Source organism: Streptomyces sp. NPDC102279, from assembly GCF_044766365.1.
Lineage (GTDB): Bacteria > Actinomycetota > Actinomycetes > Streptomycetales > Streptomycetaceae > Streptomyces.
Genome location: NZ_JBIWLU010000009.1, coordinates 339761 through 360929, shown reverse-complemented (window position 1 = coordinate 360929; position 21169 = coordinate 339761). Strand labels below are relative to the sequence as shown.

Here is a 21169-nt window from a genome sequence, read left to right as displayed (position 1 = left end):
CTAGACCCACTTGGCTTGCAGCAGGTTGATGCCCGGGTAGGGCTGTGGCCTTATCCCGGTGAGCCGTTGCGGGTTCCACGCGGTCATCAGCTCGTTGTGGACGACCGGGTAGAGCACGGCCTGTTCGGCGACGACGTCGATGTAGTCCTGGATCATCGTCTTCTTCCGGCCCGCGTCCGGCTCCCGGGTCGCCCGGTCCATGTCCTGGAACAGCTTCCTGGCGACCGGGTCGCCGGCCCAGCGCGCGTAGCCCATCCACAGGTTCTGCGGCCCGTAGTTGTAGTGCATGATCAGGTCGGCGTCGAGGCCGAACTGGTTGGGGTTCGAGGCGGCGGCGACCACCTGGTAGTCCTGCTTCTGGTCCATCTTGGTGAAGACGGCCGTGGTCTCCTGCGGGGCCAGCGTCGTCTTCACACCGATCGCGTCCCAGGACGCCTTGATGGTCGGCAGGCAGTCGACGATCCAACTGACGTTCACCGCGAGGATCTCGATCTTCAGCCCCTCGACCCCGGCCTCCTTGAGCAGCTTCCTCGCCTTCTCCGGGTCGTAGGAGTAGACGGTCTTCGCCGGCCGGTAGGCCGGGTTGGCCTCGTTGAGGAACGACGTCGAGGGCCTGCCGTGCCCCTTGAGGGCGACCTCGACCATCTTCCCGGTGTCGATGGCGTGGCGCAGCGCCTGCCGGACGCGGACGTCGTCGAACGGCTTGTGCCGCGTGTTGAACATCAGGAACAGGTTGTTCATGCCCGCGCCGCCCCGCACGGTCATGCCGCCCTTGGTGAGCTGCCCGATGTTGGCGTACGGGATGTTGTCGGCGATCTGCGCGCCGGCGCTCGCCCCGGAGATCTTCGCCACCCGGGGCGCCGCGTCCACTATGGTCAGCCAGTTCATCTTCTTGAAGGCGGCCCGGCGCGGCCCGTTGTACGCGGCGAACTCCTCGAACGTCGTGTTCGACTTCGGGTGGTGGGCGGTCTGCCGGTACGGCCCCGAACCGATGGCCTTCCCCCTGATGGCGTCGTCCCAGGCTCCCGGCAGCGAGAACACGTGCTTGGGCATGATCTTCGCGAGCGTGAGCCGGGCGATCCCCTCCGGGAAGGGGAACTTGAGGACCAGCTCCACGTTCTGCGCGTCGATCTTCCGGACCTCCTTCAGCCAGCTCGCGAAGAAGCCCTTGGCCAGCGTCTGGGTCTTCGGGTCGAGGATCCGGTCGAAGACGAACACCACGTCGTCGGCGGTGACCGGCTTCCCGTCGTGGAACGTGGCGCCCGCCCGCAGCGTGAACCTCCACGAGGTGCCCGTCAGATCGGCGGGGACCCGGGTGGCGAGCGCCGCGTACGGCTCGCGCGAGATCGGGTCCGTGTCGAGCAGACCCTCGTAGATGTGGTTGTTGGCGGCCATGCAGAACGCGGAGGCGGTCTGCGTCGGATCCCAGCTGCCGTCGTTCCCGTAGCCGATCACGGCCGTCAGCGTGGCGTTCCTGCCGCTGCCCGAGTTCCCCGTGTCGTTCGTGGACTCCGGCCCGGACGAACAGGCCGCCAGCGACGAGGACAGCGCGGCGGCGGCGCCCAGGGCGCCCGTGTACTTCAGGAACGACCGGCGGTGCAGCGCCGGAGCGATGGTCACGTCGCGCACGGTTCCTCCAGCAAGGAGTGGTCCAGTTGAGCGGTCCGGTGAAGCGGTGGAGCGGTGGAGCGGTCCGTGCCCGGGCGCCGCGGACCCGACTCATCGGAGAGCCGCCCCCGGGGGCCCGCGAAGCAGGAGATACGACGTCCTACGTCATAGGGGGCAGCGCGACCATAAAAGGGGCCGTCGAGGGGGTCAAGGGATCGCACACGAATGGCGTATCTTCCACTGGTGGGACCAATGACGGCTTGAAACAGGGGCAGTTGGCCGAACCAGGACTTTAATCAGCCCGGAGGTGGGACGTCCGATGTCCAGCGAGCGTACGATGCGGCGCATGCCTGAGGAGACCGGGAACCGGAGCCGAGCCGAGCGTCGGGTGACCAGCCAGATCCAGCGCGAGGTCATGCAGCTGATCCTCGACCGGGGGCTCCCCGCCGGCTCCCCGCTGCCCACCGAGACCGAGCTGATGAACGACCTCGGGGTGAGCCGCAACTCCGTCCGTGAGGCCCTCAAGGCGCTCCAGGCACTCGACATAGTGGAGATCCGGCACGGCTACGGCACCTACGTCGGCGAGGCGTCCATGACCCCCCTCGTCGACGGCCTCACCTTCCGCACCCTCGCCCGTCCGGACGACCCCACCGGGGCCCTCGCCGAGATCCTCCAGGTCCGCGAGGTGCTGGAGGAAGGCCTCATGAGCCGCGTCGCCCAACTCCTCACCGAGGACGAACTCGACCGGCTCGAAACCGTCGTCACCCGGATGGAGGCCGCCGCCCGCGACGGACGTTCCTTCCCCGAACTCGACAGCGAGTTCCACGAACTCCTCTACGCCTCCCTCGGCAACCCCCTCGTCCCCCAGCTCCTCCACGCCTTCTGGACCGTCTTCCGCCGCGTCGCCGCCGTCCGCGGCTGGACCGACGACATCACCCCCGAGGTCACCGCCCGCCGCCACCGCGACATCCTCACCGCCCTGCGCGCCCGCGACGTCGAAGGTGCCCGCGACGCGATGTCCGACCACTTCCGCGGCATCGAGGCCCGAGCGGCCCAGGGCGCCCGCGGCGTGAGCTGACCCCCGGCCGAACCCACCCGTCATCAGGCGTCCCCACCCGTCATCAGGCGTCCCCACGAGTCCGTCTCCACGAGTCCGTCTCCACGAGTCCGTCCCCACGGGTCCGTCCGTACGGGCCGTGCTACGGCGCCCCGTGCGAGTTTTGAACACCCAACGCCCCTATCCTGCAATGCCGTTGGGGCCCGATGACGCACGGTCCTCGGGGATCCCGGCAGTGCGTCTGCCGGTGGGCCTCGGCGCCCACCTCGTCGCCGGACCCCGACACCGCCTCGCCCCGGCGCCCCGCCCCCTACCCTGACCCCATGGCCGAAACCGGACCCGAACCCCAGCCCCGCGCACGGCCCGACTCCGGTGCCGGGAGCGGCACTTGGGAGCCGGGTGGCGCGGGTGTCCTGTGGCTGCCCTCCGGGCGGACCGTCCGCGGACGGGCGCTGCGGCGGCCCCTCCCGGACGACGGCACCCCGCCGCCCACGTACGCCGTCCACCTGCTCGGCAAGGAGCCGCCCCCGGTGCCCTGGGAGGCCCGCTGGCTGCGCTGGCCCGACTTCCGGCTCCCCGCCGACCGTGCCGAGGCCCGCGCCGTGCTGACCGAGGCCTGGCGACGGGCGGCCGGCGAACGCGTCGAGATCGCCTGCGGAGGCGGCCGGGGCCGCACCGGCACCGCCCTGGCCTGCCTCGCCGTCCTCGACGGCGTACCGCCCGCCGACGCGGTCGCCCACGTCCGCCGCCACTACGACCGCCACGCTGTGGAAACCCCCTGGCAGCGCGCCTACGTACGCCACTTCGCCCCGTGGGACCAACGGCGGGCGCCAGCCCCGCGGGACTAGCGGCGGGCGCCCGGACCGGTCCACCGGCCGGTGTGGGGGCGCCGCCCGGACACCCGGCCGCTCAGGCCGTCAGCTCCGTCTGCGGCGGATGCGCGACGCCGGTCCCGTGGCGGACGAACCACTCCGTGGCCATCAGCCTCCGCCGCTCCTCCGGAGGGAGTTCGGCGAGCCGGCCCGGCAGCGCGCCGCGCTCCACCTCGGCGCGGTGGGCGAACACCGCCTCGATCTTCCGGTCCAGCCAGGGACCGGCCTCGACCGTCGCGGTCACCCACGCGTCCGGGACGCTGAACATCGGCCTGCCCTCCCGGACCAGCAGCGGGCCCAACTCCCGCGCGGCGGAGTCGGGATGCGTGGCCAGATAGAGGGCGGCCGGCCGCCACGCGGGGCCCGCGTCCGGGTAGAGCTGGTCCCACCCGGCGGCCTGCGCCGCGAGCACCGTCACACGGTGGGTGTGCACATGGTCCGGATGACCCGTCAGCCCGCCGTACGCGTCGTGCGTCACCACGATGTCCGGCCGCACCTCCCGGATGTGCGCCACCAGCCGCCGTACCGCCTCGTCCAGCGGCGCGTCGCAGAACCGGACCGCCCCCGGCGCCGAACCCGGGAAACGGGCGTCGGCGTAGCCGAGCAGACGGGGCGCGCCCGCGCCGAGGACGCGTAGCGCATCGGCCAGTTCCGCCGCCCGCCGGGTGTCCTCCGCCCAGGTCGCCGTCACGACCGCCGTACGGGCTCCCGACGCCGCGTGCCGGGCGAGCACACCGCCCGCCGACAAGGACTCGTCGTCCGGGTGCGCGAACACCGCCAGAAGGCTCGGAAGGGGCATCGCCGGCTCGTCCTCCCCTGCGGAACGGCTCGTTCACAGGCCAGTGCAGGCTACCCTTCCCCGACCTCCGGCCGGCCCGCGTCACCCGTCCGCCGGTACCCCCGTACACCCGGCGGCCCCACCGCCCTCGCCCGCACCCGCCGCCAACCCCCGTGCCCCGCACGGCACTTGCCACGGGCTCATCCCGCCGAGTGTAGATGCGCAGCGTCACCACCACGATGCGAAGCGTGAAACCGGGCGGCACAGGGGAGCAGGGTGAAAGAAGAACAACCCACGGTCACCCGCACGGGCCCGCCCACGGACACGGGCACCCGCACCGGTACCGGCACACTCCGACAGGAACCAGGTACGACAACACCCGCAAGATCACGTACGCGAACACGCACCACTCGGGGGACGACACTCGGCGCACCGCGCCGAAGAGGCGGAGGAAAACGTGAAGGCGCCCACCCACGCCGACACCACGGCGCTCGCCCACGCCGACACCACGGCGCCCACCCGCGCCGACACCACGCCACCGGTCCCGCGGACCGCCCCGCCGGCCACGACACCCCGGGCACCCCGCCCCCCGGTCGTCCGCGGCGGCCGGTCCGCCGGAGCCGCCCCCCGGCGACCGGCGGCCCCACGATGAACCCCTCGACGCCGCCGCCACCGGTCGGCTCGTACGCCGTCGACACGCACACCGGGAAGGTGGGCATGGTCACAGGACACGAGGGGCCCCGCGTCCGGCTGAGGCCGCTCGGCGGCGGCAGGGAATGGGAGTGCCCGCCCGACGCCGTCCGCCGCGCCACCGCCGCGGAAAGGATCAGCGCCGCGACCGCCTACGCCAACGCCCGCAGCCGCGGCGAAGTCCCCTAACCGGGCCACACGGCACCCACCGCACACGCGACCCTGAGACCAGCCCGCCCCGCGAAGCGGCCCCGGCCACCGCCGCCGCCCGCCCGGAGTCCGCCCCAGCCCCCGGCCGGACACCCCGAACCGGCCTTCCGCACACAATCGAGCCCACCGGGGCCGGGGCGCCGACACCGTAGGCGAGAATGGGCAGCATGAGTCTGTTCCGCGACGACGGCATCGTGCTGCGCACCCAGAAGCTGGGCGAGGCGGACCGGATCATCACCCTGCTCACCCGCGGTCACGGCCGCGTACGCGCGGTGGCACGCGGCGTCCGGCGCACCAAGTCCAAGTTCGGCGCCCGCCTCGAACCCTTCTCCCACGTCGACGTCCAGTTCTTCGCCCGCGGCAGCGAACTCATCGGACGCAGCCTCCCGCTGTGCACCCAGAGCGAGACCATCGCCCCCTACGGCGGCGGCATCGTCACCGACTACGCCCGCTACACCGCAGGCACCGCCATGCTGGAGACCGCCGAACGCTTCACCGACCACGAGGGAGAACCCGCGGTCCAGCAATACCTGCTGCTCGTCGGCGGACTGCGCACCCTCGCCCGCGGCGAACACGAGTCCCACCTCGTTCTCGACGCCTTCCTGCTGCGCTCCCTCGCCGTCAACGGCTACGCCCCCAGCTTCGGCAACTGTGCCAAATGCGGCATGCCCGGACCGAACCGGTTCTTCTCGGTCGCCGCGGGAGGTTCCGTCTGCGTCGACTGCCGCGTCCCCGGCAGCGTCGTACCCTCGCCCCAGGCCCTCGAACTCCTCGGCGCACTCCTCACGGGAGACTGGGAGACCGCGGACGCGGCCGAACCACGCCACGTCCGTGAGGGCAGCGGACTGGTGTCGGCCTACCTGCACTGGCACCTGGAACGCGGACTGCGCTCCCTGCGTTACGTGGAGAAGTAACCGGCCACCGCACCGGCACGGACAACCCCGGCCACCGGCACGACAGCGCCGAACACCGGCAACACCGCACGAGAGCAAGACCAAGAGGGAGACGAGAAGCACATGGTCGTACGCGGGATCCTGGGACGCCAGCGCCGCGAGTACAAGACGCCGGAACCGCACCCCTCGGGTGCCCGCGCGCCCAAACTCCCCGGCGAACTCATCCCCGGCCACGTCGCCGTCGTCATGGACGGCAACGGCCGCTGGGCCAAGGAACGCGGACTGCCCCGCACCGAGGGCCACCGCGTCGGCGAAGGCGTCGTCATGGACGTCCTCAAGGGCTGCATCGACCTGGGCGTGAAGAACCTCTCCCTCTACGCCTTCTCCACCGAGAACTGGAAGCGGTCCCCCGACGAGGTCCGCTTCCTCATGAACTTCAACCGCGACGTCATCCGCCGCCGCCGCGACGAGATGGACGCCCTCGGCATCCGGATCCGCTGGGTCGGCCGCATGCCCAAGCTGTGGAAGTCCGTCGTCCAGGAACTCCAGGTCGCCCAGGAGCAGACCAAGGACAACGACGCCATGACCCTGTACTTCTGCGTCAACTACGGAGGACGCGCCGAACTCGCCGACGCCGCCAAGGCGATGGCCGCCGACGTCGCCGCCGGCCGCCTCGACCCCGACAAGGTCTCCGAGAAGACCATCCAGAAGTACCTGTACTACCCGGACATGCCCGACGTCGACCTGTTCCTGCGCCCCAGCGGAGAGCAGCGCACCTCCAACTACCTGATCTGGCAGTCCAGTTACGCCGAGATGGTCTTCCAGGACGTGCTGTGGCCCGACTTCGACCGCCGCGACCTGTGGCGCGCCTGCGTCGAATACGCCCAGCGCGACCGCCGCTTCGGCGGCGCCGTCCCCAACGAGGACCTCCTCGCCATGGAACAGGGCATAAGGGGCGACGGCTCGTAACACCCACCGCCCGGCCGGTTGTCCGGACCTGACACCACGATCACGGCTCACACCACCGAACGGGGGAGGGGCCGTGACCGAGGGGCACGGCGCCGCGCAGGACTTCCCGCCGGTCAGGATCGTCCAAGGCATGCTCCTGGCCGGGTTCACGCCCCGGCTCCCCGCGCACACCCGAGGACGCGGACCGGCTGCCGCCGATCCTCGGCCGCGCACCACGCGCGTCCGAGCGCCTCGGGCCGGAACCTGCCCCCGGCTCAGCCCTTCGCCGCCGCGCAGTCGGCGCACGTACCGAAGATCTCCACCGTGTGCGCCACGTTCACATAACCGTGCTCCGCCGCGATGGCCTCCGCCCACTTCTCGACGGCGGGCCCCTCCACCTCCACGGCCTTGCCGCACACACGGCAGACGAGGTGGTGGTGGTGCTCGCCGGAGGAACAGCGCCGGTAGACGGACTCGCCCTCCGACGTCCGCAGGACATCGACCTCACCGGCGTCGGCCAGGGACTGCAGCGTGCGGTAGACCGTGGTGAGCCCGACCGAGTCGCCCTTGTGCTTGAGCATGTCGTGCAGGTCCTGAGCGCTGCGGAACTCGTCGACCTCGTCCAGCGCGGCCGCCACGGCGGCACGCTGCCGGGTGGAACGGCCCCGAACGGGCGATCCAGCGGTTGTCACCGTTGCCTCCTCACGTCTGCCCTTGCCCGGCCATTGTGCCAGCCCGCACTCCGCCCGGTCAGACGCCGACCGTGCTCTCCGGCCCCCGCGACGCCGGAATCGCACACTCCACCGGATCCCCGGCCTCCCGGACAGCCGCCGCGGCCCGGGCCCGCCGCCGCGCCACCGGAGCCGCCAACGCCGTCAACGCGATGAACGCCCCGATCGTCAGCAGCACGATCGTCGCCCCCGGCGGAACATCCTGGTAGTACGACGTCACCGTCCCCCCGATCGTCACACTCACCCCGATCGCCACCGCGATCGCGAACGTCGCCGCGAAACTCCGGCTCAGCTGCTGCGCCGCCGCCACCGGCACCACCATCAGCGCGCTCACCAGCAGCAGACCCACCACCCGCATCGCGACCGTCACCGTCACCGCGGCCGTGACCGCCGTCAGCAGATTCAGCGCCCGCACCGGCAGACCCGTCACCCGCGCGAACTCCTCGTCCTGGCTCACCGCGAACAACTGCCGCCGCAGCCCCAGCGTCACCAGCACCACGAACGCCGCCAGCACACAGATCGCCGTCACATCCGACTCACTCACCGTCGACAGCGAACCGAACAGATACGACGTCAGGTTCGCGTTCGAACCACCCGGCGCGAGATTGATGAACATGACGCCACCCGCCATACCCCCGTAGAACAACATCGCCAACGCGATGTCACCCCGCGTCCTGCCGTACCAGCGGATCAGCTCCATCAGCACCGCACCCAGCACCGACACCGCCGTCGCCATCCACACCGGCGACCACGACAGCAGAAAACCGAGACCCACACCCGTCATCGCCACATGACCGATCCCGTCACCCATCAACGCCTGACGCCGCTGCACCAGATAGATACCGACGGCAGGCGCCGTGATCCCCACCAGCACCGCCGCGAGCAGCGCCCGCTGCATGAACGCGTAATCAAGGATCTCCATCAGCTCAGCAGCCCCGTCCGGATCGGCCCGGCGTCGTGCGCCGCGTGCGGATGTACATGGTCATGACCGGGCAGCGCGTGCTGACCCACCGCCCTCGGCGGCGGACCGTCGTGCAGCACACACCCGTCCCGCAGCACCACCGCCCGGTCGATCAACGGCTCCAGCGGTCCCAGCTCGTGCAGCACCAGCAGCACCGACGCGCCCTGTGCCACCTGGTCACGCAACGTCGCCGCCAGCACCTCCTGGCTCGCAAGGTCCACCCCCGCCATCGGCTCGTCCATGATCAGCAACTCCGGCTCGCACGCCAGCGCCCGCGCGATCAGCACCCGCTGATGCTGCCCCCCCGACAACGCGTTCACCGAGTCCCTCGCCCGGTCCGCCATCCCCACCAGCTCCAGCGCCCGCCGCACCGCCGCATGATCGGCCTTGCGCAGCACACCGAAACGAGCCCGCGACAACCGCCCCGACGCCACGATCTCCGTCACCGTCGCCGGCACACCACCCGCCGCCGTCGTCCGCTGCGGCACATACCCCACCCGCCGCCAGTCACGGAACCCGCGCCGCGGCACACCGAAGATCTCGATCTCCCCGGCACTCACCGGAACCTGCCCGATGACACTGCGCACCGCCGTCGACTTCCCCGAACCGTTCGCCCCCAGCAGCGCGACCACCTCACCGCGGCGCACCGTCAGATCCACACCCCGCAGCACCGGACGCGAACCCAGCTCGGCCCGCACCCCGCGCAACGACACCACCGCATCGCCCACGGCCCTCACGTCCTCCACCGCCGTCACCTCGCCCCCAGAGCCGTCCGCAGCGCCTTCAGGTTCGACCGCATGACCTCCATGTAGTCGTCACCCTTCGACTTGCCGGTGATCCCCTCGATCGGATCGAGGACATCCGCCCGCAGCCCCGCGTCCCGCGCGATCGTCCGGGCCGTCTTGTCACTCACGAGCGTCTCGTAGAACACCGTCGTCACCCCGTCGGCCTTCGCCAACGTCTCCAGCCCCCGCACCCGCTTCGCGCTCGGCTCCGACTCCGGATCCAGACCGTTGATGGCCTCCTCCGTCAGCCCGTACCGCTCCGCGAGATAACCGAACGCCGCATGCGTCGTGATGAACGTCTTGGTGCCCGTGTGCGCCAGCCCGTCACGGAAGTCCTGGTCCAGCGCGTCGAACTTCTTCCGCAGCGCCGCCATGTTCTTCTCGTAGGCCCCGGCATGCCGGGGATCGGCCTTCTCCAGCCCCTTCGCGACGCCCTCCGCCACCTCGGCGAACCGCACCGGGTCCAGCCAGACGTGCGGATCGGCCGCCCCCGACTCCTCGCCCGGGCTCTCATCGTGCTCGGCCGCGTGCCCGCCGACCTCGTTCCCGTGCTTCTCCAGCGTCGTCAACGACGCCGCGTCGATCTTCGTACCCACCTCGGACTGGGCCACCGCGTCGTCGACGGCCGGCTGCAGGTTCTTCAGATAGAGGACGGCGTCCGCATCCTGCAGCCGCGCGGTCTGCCGCGCGCTGATCTCCAGATCGTGCGGCTCCTGACCGGGCTGCGTCAGGTTCGTCACGCTCACATGCGACCCGCCGATCTCCTCGGCCAGGTACTGGAGCGGGTAGAACGACGCCACCACGTCGAGCTTGCCCCCGCTCCTGCCGTCGGCCGAAGCCGAACCCGAGCAGGCCGAGAGGGCCCCGAGACCGAGGGCGGTGGCCACCAGGGCGGCGGACCCGGATATGAGGCGTCGTCGTACGTTCATGACAGTCATTTTCAACAAAAGTGGAAACGATTGTCAATAGCTTGAACTGCGGGCACCCCCGAACCCCCCACACCCACCCCGACCCCCCACCCGCACACCCCTCGAAAACACCCACCAACCGGATGTAACCCCCAGCGAGCCGCCCACTCAGCGAACCGATTTGATACAGAGGCGGGCCACGCCGGTAACCTGAAGCATTCGCTGCCGTCCGTTCGTAATGAAGAGAGCACCGTGGCCGCCGACAAGATCGACACCATCGTCAGCCTGAGCAAGCGCCGTGGCTTCGTTTTCCCCAGTAGTGAGATCTACGGCGGACAGCGTGCCGCCTGGGACTACGGCCCGCTCGGCGTCGAACTCAAGGAGAACATCAAGCGCCAGTGGTGGCGCTACATGGTCACCTCGCGTGAGGACGTCGTCGGTATCGACTCATCGGTGATCCTGGCCACCGAGACCTGGGTCGCCTCCGGACACGTCGCCACCTTCTCCGACCCCCTCACCGAGTGCACCTCCTGCCACAAGCGCTACCGCGCCGACCACCTGGAGGAGGGCTACGAAGCCAAGCACGGCCGCCTCCCCGAGAACGGCCTCGCGGACATCAACTGCCCCAACTGCGGCAACAAGGGCATGTTCACCGAGCCCAAGCAGTTCTCCGGCCTCCTCTCCACCCACCTCGGCCCCACCCAGGACAGCGGCTCCGTCGCCTACCTGCGCCCCGAGACCGCCCAGGGCATCTTCACCAACTTCGCCCAGGTACAGACCACCTCGCGCCGCAAGCCGCCCTTCGGCATCGCGCAGATGGGCAAGTCCTTCCGCAACGAGATCACCCCCGGCAACTTCATCTTCCGCACCCGCGAGTTCGAACAGATGGAGATGGAATTCTTCGTCAAGCCGGGCGAGGACGAGAAGTGGCAGGAGTACTGGATGCAGGAACGCTGGAACTGGTACACCGGCCTCGGCCTCAGCGAAGAGAACATGCGCTGGTACGAGCACGCCCAGGAGAAGCTCTCCCACTACTCCAAGCGCACCGCCGACATCGAGTACCGCTTCCAGTTCGGCGGCAACGAATGGGGCGAGCTCGAAGGCGTCGCCAACCGCACCGACTACGACCTCGGCGCCCACTCCAAGGCCTCCGGCCAGGACCTCTCCTACTTCGACCAGGAAGCCGGAGAGCGCTGGACCCCCTACGTCATCGAACCCGCCGCCGGCGTCGGCCGCACCATGCTCGCCTTCCTCCTCGACGCCTACATCGAGGACGAAGCCCCCAACGCCAAGGGCAAGATGGAGAAGCGCACCGTCCTGCGCCTCGACCCCCGCCTCTCGCCCGTCAAGGTCGCCGTCCTCCCGCTCTCCCGCAACCCGGAACTGTCGCCCAAGGCCAAGGGCCTCGCCACCGCGCTGCGCCAGCACTGGAACATCGAGTTCGACGACGCCGGCGCCATCGGCCGCCGCTACCGCCGCCAGGACGAGATCGGCACCCCCTTCTGCGTCACCGTCGACTTCGACACCCTCGACGACAACGCCGTCACCGTGCGCGAGCGCGACTCCATGAAGCAGGAGCGCGTCTCCCTCGACCAGATCGAGGGCTACCTCGCCAGCCGCCTCGTCGGCTGCTGACCTGCCCCACGCACCACGAAGCCCCCGGCTCCCACCAGGGAACCGGGGGCTTCGCGCTGCCCGGACCAGGCCGCCCTCAACGACCCCGCAACCGAGCCGTCACCCGCCTCAACGGCCCTGCAACGCCTTCACGTTGTCGCCGAACGTCCAGTTCTTCGAACCGTCCCAGTTCACCGACCAGGTCATCAGCCCCTTCAGGCCGGTCCCGTAGTGCCTCCACGCCTGCGACACCAGACTCGGCGCCATGTAACCGCCACCCGCCCCCGACTGCGCGGGCAACCCCGGCACCTGCTTGTCGTACGGCACCTTGACGGTCGTCCCCTGCACCACAAGACCCTTGTTCAGACAGTCGGTCTGCGCCGTGAACCCCTGCACCGTGCCCGCCGAGTACGAGTCACCGGAACACCCGTACATGCTCCCGTTGTAGTACTGCATGTTCAGCCACCACAGCCGGCCGTTGTCCGCGTACTTCTTCACGATCGGCAGATACGCGCCCCAGATCGACCCGTACGCGACGCTGCCACCGGTCACGTACGCCGTCTCCGGCGCCATCGTCAGCCCGAAGTTCGACGGCATCTTCGACAGCACCCCGTCGACGATCCGGATCAGGTTCGCCTGCGACGCGGACAACTGGCCGATGTTCCCGCTGCCGGTCAGGCCCGTCTCGATGTCGATGTCGATCCCGTCGAAGTTGTACTTCTTCAGGATCGGCACGATCGTCGCCACGAAACGGTCGGCGACCGTGGACGAACTCAGATCGATCCCGGCGGCCGCGCCACCGATCGACATCAGGATCGTCTGCCCCGACGCCTTGGCCGCGCACATCTCGGCGGGCGTCGCGACCTTCACACCCACGTCCATCCCGTCCTCCCACAACGCCGTCCCGTCCGAACGGATCACCGGGAACGCCGCGTTGAGCACGTTGTAACCATGCTGGGCGATACGAGAATCGGTGATCGGCGTCCAACCGAACGGCGGATGCACACCGTTGGACGAGCCGTCCCAGTTCTCCCAGTAGCCCTGGAGAACCTTGCCGGCGGGACGAGACTTCACGGCACAGGTGTCGGCCGCGGCGGCACTGGGCGCACCGGCCACCGACAAGGGGGTCAGGACCGCCGCTGCCAGGGCGACGGCGAGCAGGCGAAGCTTGCGACGAATCATGCGAGGCCTCCCGGTGGGGGTGCGGTGAGGTGTCGAGGTGTCGTAGGCATGACATTCGCGCGGTCCAGACCATTCGTCAATAGGTCTGGACCAGGGTTCGGGGCGCGTGACGGATGTCAGCTGACAGATAACAGATGACAGATATTGAAATCTGTCAGCTGTCGTGCGAGGGTAAAGGTGTACCGCCCCTCCAAGGACCACCAAGGAGCTCTCATGCAAACCCGCCCCCTCGGAACCACCGGCCCCCAGGTCTCCGCCCTCGGCCTCGGCTGCATGGGCATGTCCGCGCTCTACGGGGACGCGGACCGGGCCGAGTCGGTCGCGACGATCCATGCAGCGCTCGAAGCGGGTGTGACCTTGCTCGACACGGGCGATTTCTACGCGATGGGCCACAACGAGATGCTGATCGGGGAGGCGCTGCGTTCGGCGCCGCCGGCGTTGCGTGAGAAGGCGCTGACCAGTGTGAAGTTCGGGGCGTTGCGGGATCCGGACGGGGGTTGGTCGGGGTATGACGGGCGGCCTGCGGCGGTGAAGAACTTTGCCGCCTACTCCCTGCAGCGCCTCGGTGTCGAGCATATCGATGTGTACCGGATCGCCCGGGTCGATCCCGGAATTCCGATCGAGGAGACCGTCGGCGCGATCGCGGAGCTGGTGGAGGCCGGGCATGTGCGGCACATCGGGTTGAGTGAGGCCGGCGCGGACTCGATCCGGCGTGCGGCGGCGACGGCGCCGATCTCGGATCTGCAGATCGAGTACTCGCTGATCTCGCGGGGCATCGAGGGGGAGATCCTGGCGACGACCCGTGAGCTGGGGATCGGGATCACGGCGTACGGGGTGCTGTCGCGCGGTCTGATCTCGGGGCACTTCACGGCGGACCGGCAGTTGGGCGCGAACGATTTCCGGGCCATGAGTCCCCGTTTCCAGGGGGACAACCTGCGGCACAATCTCTCGCTGGTGGACGCGCTGCGGAAGATCGCCGAGCAGAAGGGGGTCAGTGTCGCGCAGATCGCGATCGCGTGGGTGCTGTCGCGGGGCGAGGACGTCGTGCCGCTGGTGGGTGCGCGGACCCGGGAGCGGCTGGCGGAGGCGCTGGGCGCTCTGGATGTGACGCTGGAGGAGGCGGACCTGGCGGCGATCGAGCGGGCGGTGCCGGTGGACGCGGCTGCGGGTGACCGTTACCCGGCGGCGCAGATGGCACATCTCGACAGCGAGCGCTGACAGTACCGGCAGGTACGGTCTTCGTCATGGCACAGACCGGTGAAGTACTGACGGCCGAGCGCATCCTCGAGGTGACCGAGGAGGTGCTGCGTCGTCACGGCCCGGCCAAGGCCACGGTGGTGGACGTGGCGCGTGCGCTGGGTGTCAGTCATGGCAGTGTCTACCGCCATTTCCGTACGAAGGCGGCGCTGCGGGAGGCGGTCACGAAGCGGTGGCTGGACCGGACGTCGGCGACGCTGGGGGAGATCGCCGGGTCGGCCGCGCAGCCGGCTCCGGTGGCTCTGGAGCACTGGCTGGGCGCGCTGTTCACGGCGAAGCGGCACAAGGCGGGGGACGATCCGGAGCTGTTCGCGACGTACACGGTGCTGCTCGGTGAGGCGAGCGCGGTGGTGGAGGAGCACATCGCGGAGCTGGTGGAGCAGGTGACGCAGATCGTGTTCCGGGGTGTCCAGGAGGGCGATTTCTCGTCGGTGGACGGTGATTCGGCGGCGACGGCGCGTGCGGTGTTCGACGCGACGGGCCGTTTTCATGATCCGGCGTACGCGGGTGAGTGGGAGCAGGCGGGGATCGAGGCGGAGTTCGTGGCGGTGGTCCGTCTGCTGTTGCGTGGGCTGCGTCGGCGTATCGACTGAGGTTCGTCGCCCGGGGTCGCCCGGGGCTGTTGTGTGGACCCGGCGGGGTGGGCTCGCCGGGGTTTCAGTGTTCCTTGGGGTCGACGGTCGCCTGGTGGGCTTCGGCGAGGTGTTCCTCGGCTTTGAGCCAGGGGAGGAACTGGGCGTTCTTGCGCCAGTCGCAGGTGTCGCATCGGATGGTGCGCTGGACGCCGGTGCGTTGGACGCGGACGGTGTGTTCGCGGCCGTGCTGGTCCCAGCGGCTCACTTTGCTCTGGTTGATCTGCAGCATGGCACCTCCTGGTTGACCGTTTCGTCTGCGCTAGGAGTGTGCAGCATCGCGAAGATCAACGGGGGCTGTCGGGCGGTGAGTTCGGTGGGGGGCCGGGTGGGTCAGGAGGGCGCGAGGTGTCCTTCGGCGGCTTCGACGGCGGCGGTGGTGACGTTGACCTGGTGTTCTATCTGCCGGTCCACGGGGACCCAGGTGGCGGTGAAGCTCGTGGAGTAGGCGGCGCACCAGCGGGTGATGAGGGCTTCCAGTTCGGCGCGTTGGGGTGCGGTGGCGGGGGTGGGGGCGTGTTCGTCGAGGAGGCGCAGGAGCATGGCGGCGGCGCGGAGCGGGGTGCGGCGGGCGAAGCCTTCGATGCTGGCGGTGCGGGCGCGGGTGAGGTCGGGCAGTGGGGTGTAGGTGGGGTGGGTGGGGTCCCAGCTGTCGGCGAGGGGGCCGCAGACGCGGAGGGTTTCGGCGATGGCGCGGCGGATGCTGAAGGCGGGGTCCGGGCCGGGGGGCGGGAGGTGGGGGCGGGCGCGTTCGTAGTGGGCGCGGGTGGTGTGGGTGTGGGCGCGCAGGCGTTCGGCCCAGTGGCGCAGGCGTTGTTCGGGGGCGGGGTCGGGGGTGAGGTCGGCGAATCGGGTGGCGGCCCAGACGGGGACTTCGATGACGGCGGTGACGCCTCCGTAGGCGTGGGGGGCGAGCCAGGTGGAGCGGTGGGCGTTCTCGGGGAAGGCGGTGGGGCGTTCGGGGGCTCCGGGGGGTGGGAGGACGAAGACGCCGGGGGCGGTGGCGGGCCAGTGGAGGGCGTCGAGGGGGGCGTTCTCGACGGGGATGCCGAGGCGTTCGGCGGAGGTGGTGAGGGTGCGGTCGAGGCCGGGGACGTCGCGGGTGAGTTGGGCGAAGGTGCCGCCGATGTCGGTGCTGTGGAGGGAGATCTGGACGTAGGGGCGGATGCGGCGGATGACGTCGAGGAGGGCGCGGCTCTCGGGGAGGAAGCGGGGGCGGGGGAGTGCGGGTGCCCATTCGGGTTGTTCGTCGGGGGCGGGGCGGAAGAAGTGGCGGTAGTGGTCGAGGAGGGTGTCGGCGTGGTGGCCGCCTTCGTTGAGGCGGGCTCCGTCGGGGTCGAGGCACAGCACGAGGTGCCATACGGTCCCGGGGTGTTCGCCGGCCAGTGCCCGGTGGGCCAGCGCGAGGAGGGTGCCGCCGCCGACGTATTCGTTGGGGTGGGCGCCCGCGACCACGAGTGCGTGCCGTGGGCCTCTTCCGACGCTGAGCATCCGTAAGGGGGTGCCGCGGCGGGAGTGGCCGATCGTGGTGAGTCGGCACTTGTCGGGGTGTCGGGTGGCGAGGGCCCTGGCGGTGCGGGTGACGTCGGCGGGTGTGGGGTAGTTCAGTGTCCGGTTCCGCCGGCGGCCGTGGTGGGCCTCTGGTCCGGTGTGTGGATCTTGGTGTGGGCCACGGGGCCTCCTCGGATCGCGGAGCGGTCGACGGGGGCGTGCGGCTGGGCGGTCGCCGGGCGCGGTCCGTTCGACTTCAGTGCGACTCAGTACGACATGGTGTGCGGGGAGTGTCAACAGCCCCTGGGGAATGGGTAGTTGACGGCATGACGGGTGCATGTGCCGGTGGCCGCAAGGGGGCGCGCGGGTGGTGTCGCCACGAGCGGTGGGGTGGGGTCCGCGGTCAGGCGATGGTGCGGGGGAGTCGCAGGCTGAGCGCGGTGGTGAGGGCGATGCCGACGAGTTGGACGAGGAGGGTGGTGACGAGGGCGTTCCGCATGCCGTGGGTGGGGGCGAGGGACAGGAACAGGGTGCCGAGGGTGGCGACGCCGATGGCGAGGGAGGCCTGCTGGGTGGTGGCCATGACGCCGCTGCCGACGCCGGCGCGGGCGGCGGGTACTTCGGAGAGGACGATCCGGATGAGGACGGGGAGCTGGAGTGCCTGTCCGGCTCCGGCGACGGCTGCTCCGGGGAGGAGTTGCCAGACGCCGAGGTCGGGCCAGGACCGCCAGGCGGCGATGGCGATGAGGGCGATGCCGATGCCCTGGAGGATTCCGCCGGCGGTGACGACGCGGGTGCCGTGGCGGGCGATCAGGCGGGGGCCGCACAGGGAGGTGACGAAGAAGACGACGGCGAGCGGGGCGAGGGCGAGTCCGGCGGGGACGGGGCCGAGGCCCTCTCCCTGTTGCAGGGCGACCGCGATGACGAACATGAAGCCGCTGAAGCCGATGGAGAACGGCACGATCATGATCAGGCCGCGGCGCAGTGAGGTCAGCCGGAACAGGCTGGGCGGGACGAGTGGGGTGCGGCCGTTGCGGTCGGCGTGGCGTTCGACGAGGTAGAAGGCGGTGGCCGCGAGGGGGAAGAGGGCGAGGGAGAGCCAGGTCCACAGGGGCCAGCCGGCGGCGCGGCCCTCGGTGAGGGGGGTGAGCAGGGCCAGCAGGGTGACGGCGAGCAGGACGGTGCCGGGGGTGTCGACGGGTTCGGGGTGCCGGGAGCGGGTCTCGGGGACGGCGCGGGCGGCGAGGAACAGGCCGAGGGCGACGACGGGCACGTTCACGAGGAAGACGGAGCGCCAGCCGCTGCCGGCGATGTCGGCGGCGACGAGGACGCCGCCGAGGATCTGTCCGGCGACCATGGACAGGCCGGCGGTGGCGCCGTAGAGGCCCATGGCCTTGGCGCGGCGCGGTCCCGCGGTCGTGGCCTGGATGGTGGCGAGGACCTGGGGAAGCATCGCGGCGGCTGCGGCGCCCTGGGCGACGCGGGCGGCGACGAGGGTCCAGGCGGTGGGGGCGAGCCCGCATGCGAGGGAGGTCAGGCCGAAGGCGGCCATGCCGCCGAGGAAGAACCGGCGCCGGCCGAAGAGGTCGCCGAGGCGTCCGCCGAGGACGAGGAGGACGGCGTAGGCGACTCCGTAGCCGGCGACGACGAGTTCGAGGACGGACTCGCTCGCGTGCAGGTCGTGTCCGATGGTCGGGAGGGCCACGTTGACGATGAAGAAGTCGATCAGGGGCAGGGCCGCGCCGAGCAGCACGGTGAGGAGTCCGAGGCTGCCGAGGGCGGGTGGGGCGGCAGGGGCGCGGACGGTGGTCGTGAGAGCTCCGGTTTCGGTCACGTCCTCCAGACTTCTCCCGGTCTCAGGCTGGTACCAGAGTCTTCTTATCCTGGTAGAAGGACTACCTGGCAACAGGCTGCGGTGAGCGGCAGGCTGGAGGCATGACGACGATGGCACAGGATGCGATCACGGGTTCGGCGGGGGCACGGTCCGCGGTCGGGCCGACGGGGTCCGCGGGGGCCGCAGGAGCGGGGGTGGCGGGGAGCGTCGAGGCCGTCCCCGGGCAGGTGGTGTCGTCGGGTGCCGCGGCGGGGCGGGGCAGCGAGATCCGGCGGCACGAGCTGGCGATGTTCCTGCGCAGCCGCCGTGAGCGCATCACGCCCGAGCAGGTGGGGCTGCCCCGGGGGCGCCGGCGGCGTACTCCGGGGCTGCGCCGGGAGGAGGTCGCGCAGCTCTCGGCGGTGGGGGTGACCTGGTACACGTGGCTGGAGCAGGCGCGGGCCATCCAGGTCTCGGAGCAGGTCCTCGACGCGCTGGCGCGGACCCTGTTGCTGGACGCCGGTGAGCGTACTCATCTCTTCCAGCTGGCCGGTGCCGTGGATCCGTCGCCGGCCGCGCAGTGTTCGGGGATCACGCCGGCGCTGCGTCTGATGCTGCGGCAGCTGGAGCCCGTTCCGGCCTGTATCCAGAACAGCCGGTACGACATCCTGGCGTACAACCGCACGTACGCCCGGCTGATGATGCGTGACCTCGACGCGGTGCCGCCCGCCGACCGCAACTGTCTGGTGCTCGCGTACACGAACGCGGAGTGGCGTGAGTCGATCGTCTTCCTGGACGAGGCGATGCGGCTGATGGCGGCGCGGCTGCGGGTGTCGATGGCCGGGCATCTCGGGGAGCCGGCGTGGAAGATGCTGGTGAAGCGGCTGCGGACGGAGTCGGCGGAGTTCCGGGAGATCTGGGAGCGGTACGAGGTGGTGAGCGCGCGCGGCAAGACGAAGCAGTTCGTCAGCCCGTACGTCGGTCTCGTGACGGTCGATCACACCGACCTGTGGCTCGCGCCCGCGCAGGGCGCCCGCATGGTGATCTATCCGCCGGCCGACGAGCAGAGCCGTGAGCGGCTGGAGCGGTTGCACGCGATCGCCCTGGAGGCGGAGGCCGAGGAGGCCGGAGCGGCGTGACGCTCCGGGTGCGGCCCGGCCGGCGCCGGCCCCTGTCCCGCCGCGGGCGGTGAACGGTCCGGGCCTGTGCGGGCCGCGGCCGTTCACCGTCCGGGGTCAGGCGGCCGTGGTGTCGTGGGCCCTTGCGCTCACCGGTTCCGCCACCTCCGGCGCCTCCAGCAGGCGGGCCGTGCGGTCGGCCGTGCCGCGGGCCCAGCGTCCGCTGGTGAGCGCGCCGAGGACGAGGACGGCGAGGCCGCAGGCGGCGATGATCCACCAGCCGGGGCGGGCGGCGGAGACGAAGGTTTCGCGGTAGGCGGAGGCCTGGATGCCGGAGGCGAGGGCCGCGCCGATGACGGCGACGCCGAGGGTGCCGCCGATCTGACGGCTGGTGGAGGCGACGGCCGCGGCGACACCGGCCTGGGTGCGGGGCATGCCGGAGACGGCGGTGTTGGTGATGGGGGCGTTGACGAAGCCGAAGCCGAGGCCGAAGAAGACATAGCCGATGACGAGGGTGACGTTCGACGTCTCGGCCTCGAAGGCGGCGAACAGGACGCCGCTGATGGTCATGGCGACGCCGGCGATCAGCAGGGACAGGCGGGGGCCGCGGCTGCCGACGAGGCGGCCCGAGATGGGCGCGCAGACGAAGCAGAAGGCGGCCATCGGCAGCATCCACAGGCCCGCGTGCAGGGCGTCGAGGCCGCGGACGTTCTGCAGGTAGAGCGTCGACAGGAACAGGAAGCCGCTGAGGGCGGCGAACGCGCTGACCGCGATGACGGTCGCGCCGCTGAACGGGGCGGAGCGGAAGAAGCGCAGGTCGATGAGGGGTTCGTCGCGGCGGGGCTCGTACCACAGGAGGCCGAGCAGGGAGGCGAGGGCGATCGCGCCGAAGGCGAGGGTGTGGGTGAGGCCGGAGGTGGGCGCCTCGATGATCGCGTAGGTGAGGGAGCCGAGGAGCGCGATGACGAGGAGCTGGCCGACCGGGTCGGGGCGGCGGGCCTTGGGGGCGCGGGACTCGGGGACGAAGCGCAGGGTCAGCAGGAGCGCGGCGAGGCCGACGGGCAGGTTGATCCAGAAGATGGAACGCCAGCCGACGGTGTCGACGAGCAGTCCGCCGACGAGGGGGCCGGCGGCCATGGAGATGCCGACGACGGCACCCCACACGCCGATCGCGCGGGCGCGTTCACGGGGGTCGGTGAAGGTGTTCGTGATGATCGACATCGCGACCGGGTTGAGCATCGAGCCGCCGACGGCCTGGATCATCCGGAACACGATGAGGGTGTCGAGGCTCGGGGCGAGCGAGCAGAGCACCGAGCCGATGGTGAACAGGACGAGACCCGCCATGAAGACCTTGCGGCGGCCGATGCGGTCGGCGGTGGAGCCCGCGAGCATCAGCAGGGAGGCCAGCACCAGGGTGTACGCGTCGATCGTCCACTGCATGCCCGCGACGCTCGCGTGCAGTTCCCTCTGCATCGAGGGGAGGGCGACGTTCAGGATGGTGACGTCGAGGCTCACGATCAGCAGACTCATGCAGCAGATCGCGAGCACCAGCATGCGGTGGCGGTGGCTGAGCTCAGGCATCCACTCAGGGTACGCGGACGTCGATAGTGTGTCTAACTAA

Annotated in this window: 20 protein-coding genes; 9 read left to right on the top strand and 11 right to left on the bottom strand. The window is 70.6% G+C overall.

The annotated features are described in order from the left end of the window. Positions 1–1629, bottom strand: coding sequence for an ABC transporter substrate-binding protein (locus ACIRQH_RS24890; RefSeq protein WP_388864648.1), 1629 nt, complete (start codon positions 1627–1629; stop codon positions 1–3). Positions 1630–1945: 316 nt separating this feature from the next. Between ACIRQH_RS24890 and ACIRQH_RS24885 the strand changes: the two genes are divergently transcribed. Both ACIRQH_RS24885 and ACIRQH_RS24880 read left to right on the top strand, forming a co-directional pair. Beyond that, positions 1946–2686, top strand: a complete 741-nt coding sequence (locus ACIRQH_RS24885) for a FadR/GntR family transcriptional regulator (protein ID WP_358818964.1) — start codon at positions 1946–1948, stop codon at positions 2684–2686. Positions 2687–2988: 302 nt separating this feature from the next. After that, positions 2989–3513: a protein phosphatase gene (locus ACIRQH_RS24880; protein ID WP_388864650.1), complete on the top strand. Its 525-nt coding sequence runs from the start codon at positions 2989–2991 to the stop codon at positions 3511–3513. Between the two features lie 61 nt (positions 3514–3574). On the opposite strand, the gene ACIRQH_RS24875 is transcribed toward ACIRQH_RS24880, so the two are convergent. Next, positions 3575–4336 (bottom strand): PIG-L deacetylase family protein, encoded by a 762-nt coding sequence (locus tag ACIRQH_RS24875; RefSeq protein WP_404227015.1) that lies wholly within the window; start codon positions 4334–4336, stop codon positions 3575–3577. 627 nt (positions 4337–4963) lie between these two features. Between ACIRQH_RS24875 and ACIRQH_RS24870 the strand changes: the two genes are divergently transcribed. From ACIRQH_RS24870 to ACIRQH_RS24860, 3 genes are all read left to right on the top strand, one after another. Then, positions 4964–5194, top strand: coding sequence for a hypothetical protein (locus tag ACIRQH_RS24870; RefSeq protein WP_358818946.1), 231 nt, complete (start codon positions 4964–4966; stop codon positions 5192–5194). Positions 5195–5382: 188 nt separating this feature from the next. Further along, positions 5383–6129 (top strand): DNA repair protein RecO, encoded by a 747-nt coding sequence (gene recO / locus ACIRQH_RS24865; RefSeq protein WP_358818945.1) that lies wholly within the window; start codon positions 5383–5385, stop codon positions 6127–6129. A gap of 102 nt (positions 6130–6231) precedes the next feature. Beyond that, positions 6232–7077: an isoprenyl transferase gene (locus ACIRQH_RS24860; RefSeq protein ID WP_358818944.1), complete on the top strand. Its 846-nt coding sequence runs from the start codon at positions 6232–6234 to the stop codon at positions 7075–7077. Between the two features lie 254 nt (positions 7078–7331). Here ACIRQH_RS24860 and ACIRQH_RS24855 read toward each other — a convergent pair whose 3' ends face one another. Genes ACIRQH_RS24855 through ACIRQH_RS24840 form a run of 4 tightly spaced genes read right to left on the bottom strand, consistent with a single transcriptional unit; the run spans position 7332 to position 10462 of the window. Further along, a complete protein-coding gene (locus ACIRQH_RS24855) occupies positions 7332–7748 on the bottom strand; it encodes a transcriptional repressor (protein WP_355863582.1) in 417 nt (138 codons plus the stop codon). 58 nt (positions 7749–7806) lie between these two features. Further along, complete coding sequence (locus ACIRQH_RS24850; RefSeq protein ID WP_388864657.1) at positions 7807–8709, bottom strand: metal ABC transporter permease; 903 nt, start codon at positions 8707–8709, stop codon at positions 7807–7809. Then, positions 8709–9476, bottom strand: coding sequence for a metal ABC transporter ATP-binding protein (locus ACIRQH_RS24845; RefSeq protein ID WP_358818942.1), 768 nt, complete (start codon positions 9474–9476; stop codon positions 8709–8711). Before ACIRQH_RS24845 ends, ACIRQH_RS24850 begins: the two co-directional genes overlap by 1 nt. A 23-nt stretch (positions 9477–9499) precedes the next feature. Continuing rightward, entirely contained in the window at positions 9500–10462 is a 963-nt protein-coding gene (locus tag ACIRQH_RS24840) for a metal ABC transporter substrate-binding protein (RefSeq protein ID WP_404227014.1), read from the bottom strand. A gap of 231 nt (positions 10463–10693) precedes the next feature. On the opposite strand from ACIRQH_RS24840, the gene ACIRQH_RS24835 reads away from it, so the two are divergent. Then, positions 10694–12076 carry a glycine--tRNA ligase gene (locus ACIRQH_RS24835; protein WP_358818940.1) on the top strand — a complete coding sequence of 461 codons (1383 nt, stop codon included), beginning with the start codon at positions 10694–10696 and terminating at the stop codon, positions 12074–12076. A gap of 108 nt (positions 12077–12184) precedes the next feature. Here the strand turns inward: ACIRQH_RS24835 and ACIRQH_RS24830 are convergent, their stop codons facing one another. Continuing rightward, the gene (locus ACIRQH_RS24830) at positions 12185–13237 is read right to left on the bottom strand and encodes a chitinase (protein WP_358818939.1); all 1053 of its coding nucleotides are present in this window, start codon (positions 13235–13237) and stop codon (positions 12185–12187) included. A 213-nt stretch (positions 13238–13450) separates the two neighbouring features. On the opposite strand from ACIRQH_RS24830, the gene ACIRQH_RS24825 reads away from it, so the two are divergent. Both ACIRQH_RS24825 and ACIRQH_RS24820 read left to right on the top strand, forming a co-directional pair. Then, positions 13451–14455: an aldo/keto reductase gene (locus tag ACIRQH_RS24825; RefSeq protein ID WP_388930006.1), complete on the top strand. Its 1005-nt coding sequence runs from the start codon at positions 13451–13453 to the stop codon at positions 14453–14455. Positions 14456–14481: 26 nt separating this feature from the next. After that, positions 14482–15087: a TetR family transcriptional regulator gene (locus ACIRQH_RS24820; protein WP_358818938.1), complete on the top strand. Its 606-nt coding sequence runs from the start codon at positions 14482–14484 to the stop codon at positions 15085–15087. 64 nt (positions 15088–15151) lie between these two features. On the opposite strand, the gene ACIRQH_RS24815 is transcribed toward ACIRQH_RS24820, so the two are convergent. The 3 genes from ACIRQH_RS24815 to ACIRQH_RS24805 all read right to left on the bottom strand — a co-directional run bounded on the left by ACIRQH_RS24815 (position 15152) and on the right by ACIRQH_RS24805 (position 18451). Then, complete coding sequence (locus tag ACIRQH_RS24815; protein WP_358818937.1) at positions 15152–15358, bottom strand: hypothetical protein; 207 nt, start codon at positions 15356–15358, stop codon at positions 15152–15154. 101 nt (positions 15359–15459) lie between these two features. After that, the gene (locus ACIRQH_RS24810) at positions 15460–16734 is read right to left on the bottom strand and encodes a M14 family zinc carboxypeptidase (protein WP_358818962.1); all 1275 of its coding nucleotides are present in this window, start codon (positions 16732–16734) and stop codon (positions 15460–15462) included. 286 nt (positions 16735–17020) lie between these two features. After that, on the bottom strand, positions 17021–18451 hold the full coding sequence (locus ACIRQH_RS24805) for an MFS transporter (RefSeq protein WP_404227013.1): 1431 nt from the start codon (positions 18449–18451) through the stop codon (positions 17021–17023). A gap of 287 nt (positions 18452–18738) precedes the next feature. Here ACIRQH_RS24805 and ACIRQH_RS24800 point away from each other — a divergent pair, with 287 nt between their 5' ends. Beyond that, entirely contained in the window at positions 18739–19569 is an 831-nt protein-coding gene (locus ACIRQH_RS24800; RefSeq protein WP_358818961.1) for a helix-turn-helix transcriptional regulator, read from the top strand. 96 nt (positions 19570–19665) lie between these two features. On the opposite strand, the gene ACIRQH_RS24795 is transcribed toward ACIRQH_RS24800, so the two are convergent. Continuing rightward, entirely contained in the window at positions 19666–21129 is a 1464-nt protein-coding gene (locus tag ACIRQH_RS24795) for an MFS transporter (RefSeq protein ID WP_358818935.1), read from the bottom strand. Positions 21130–21169 lie beyond the last annotated feature (40 nt).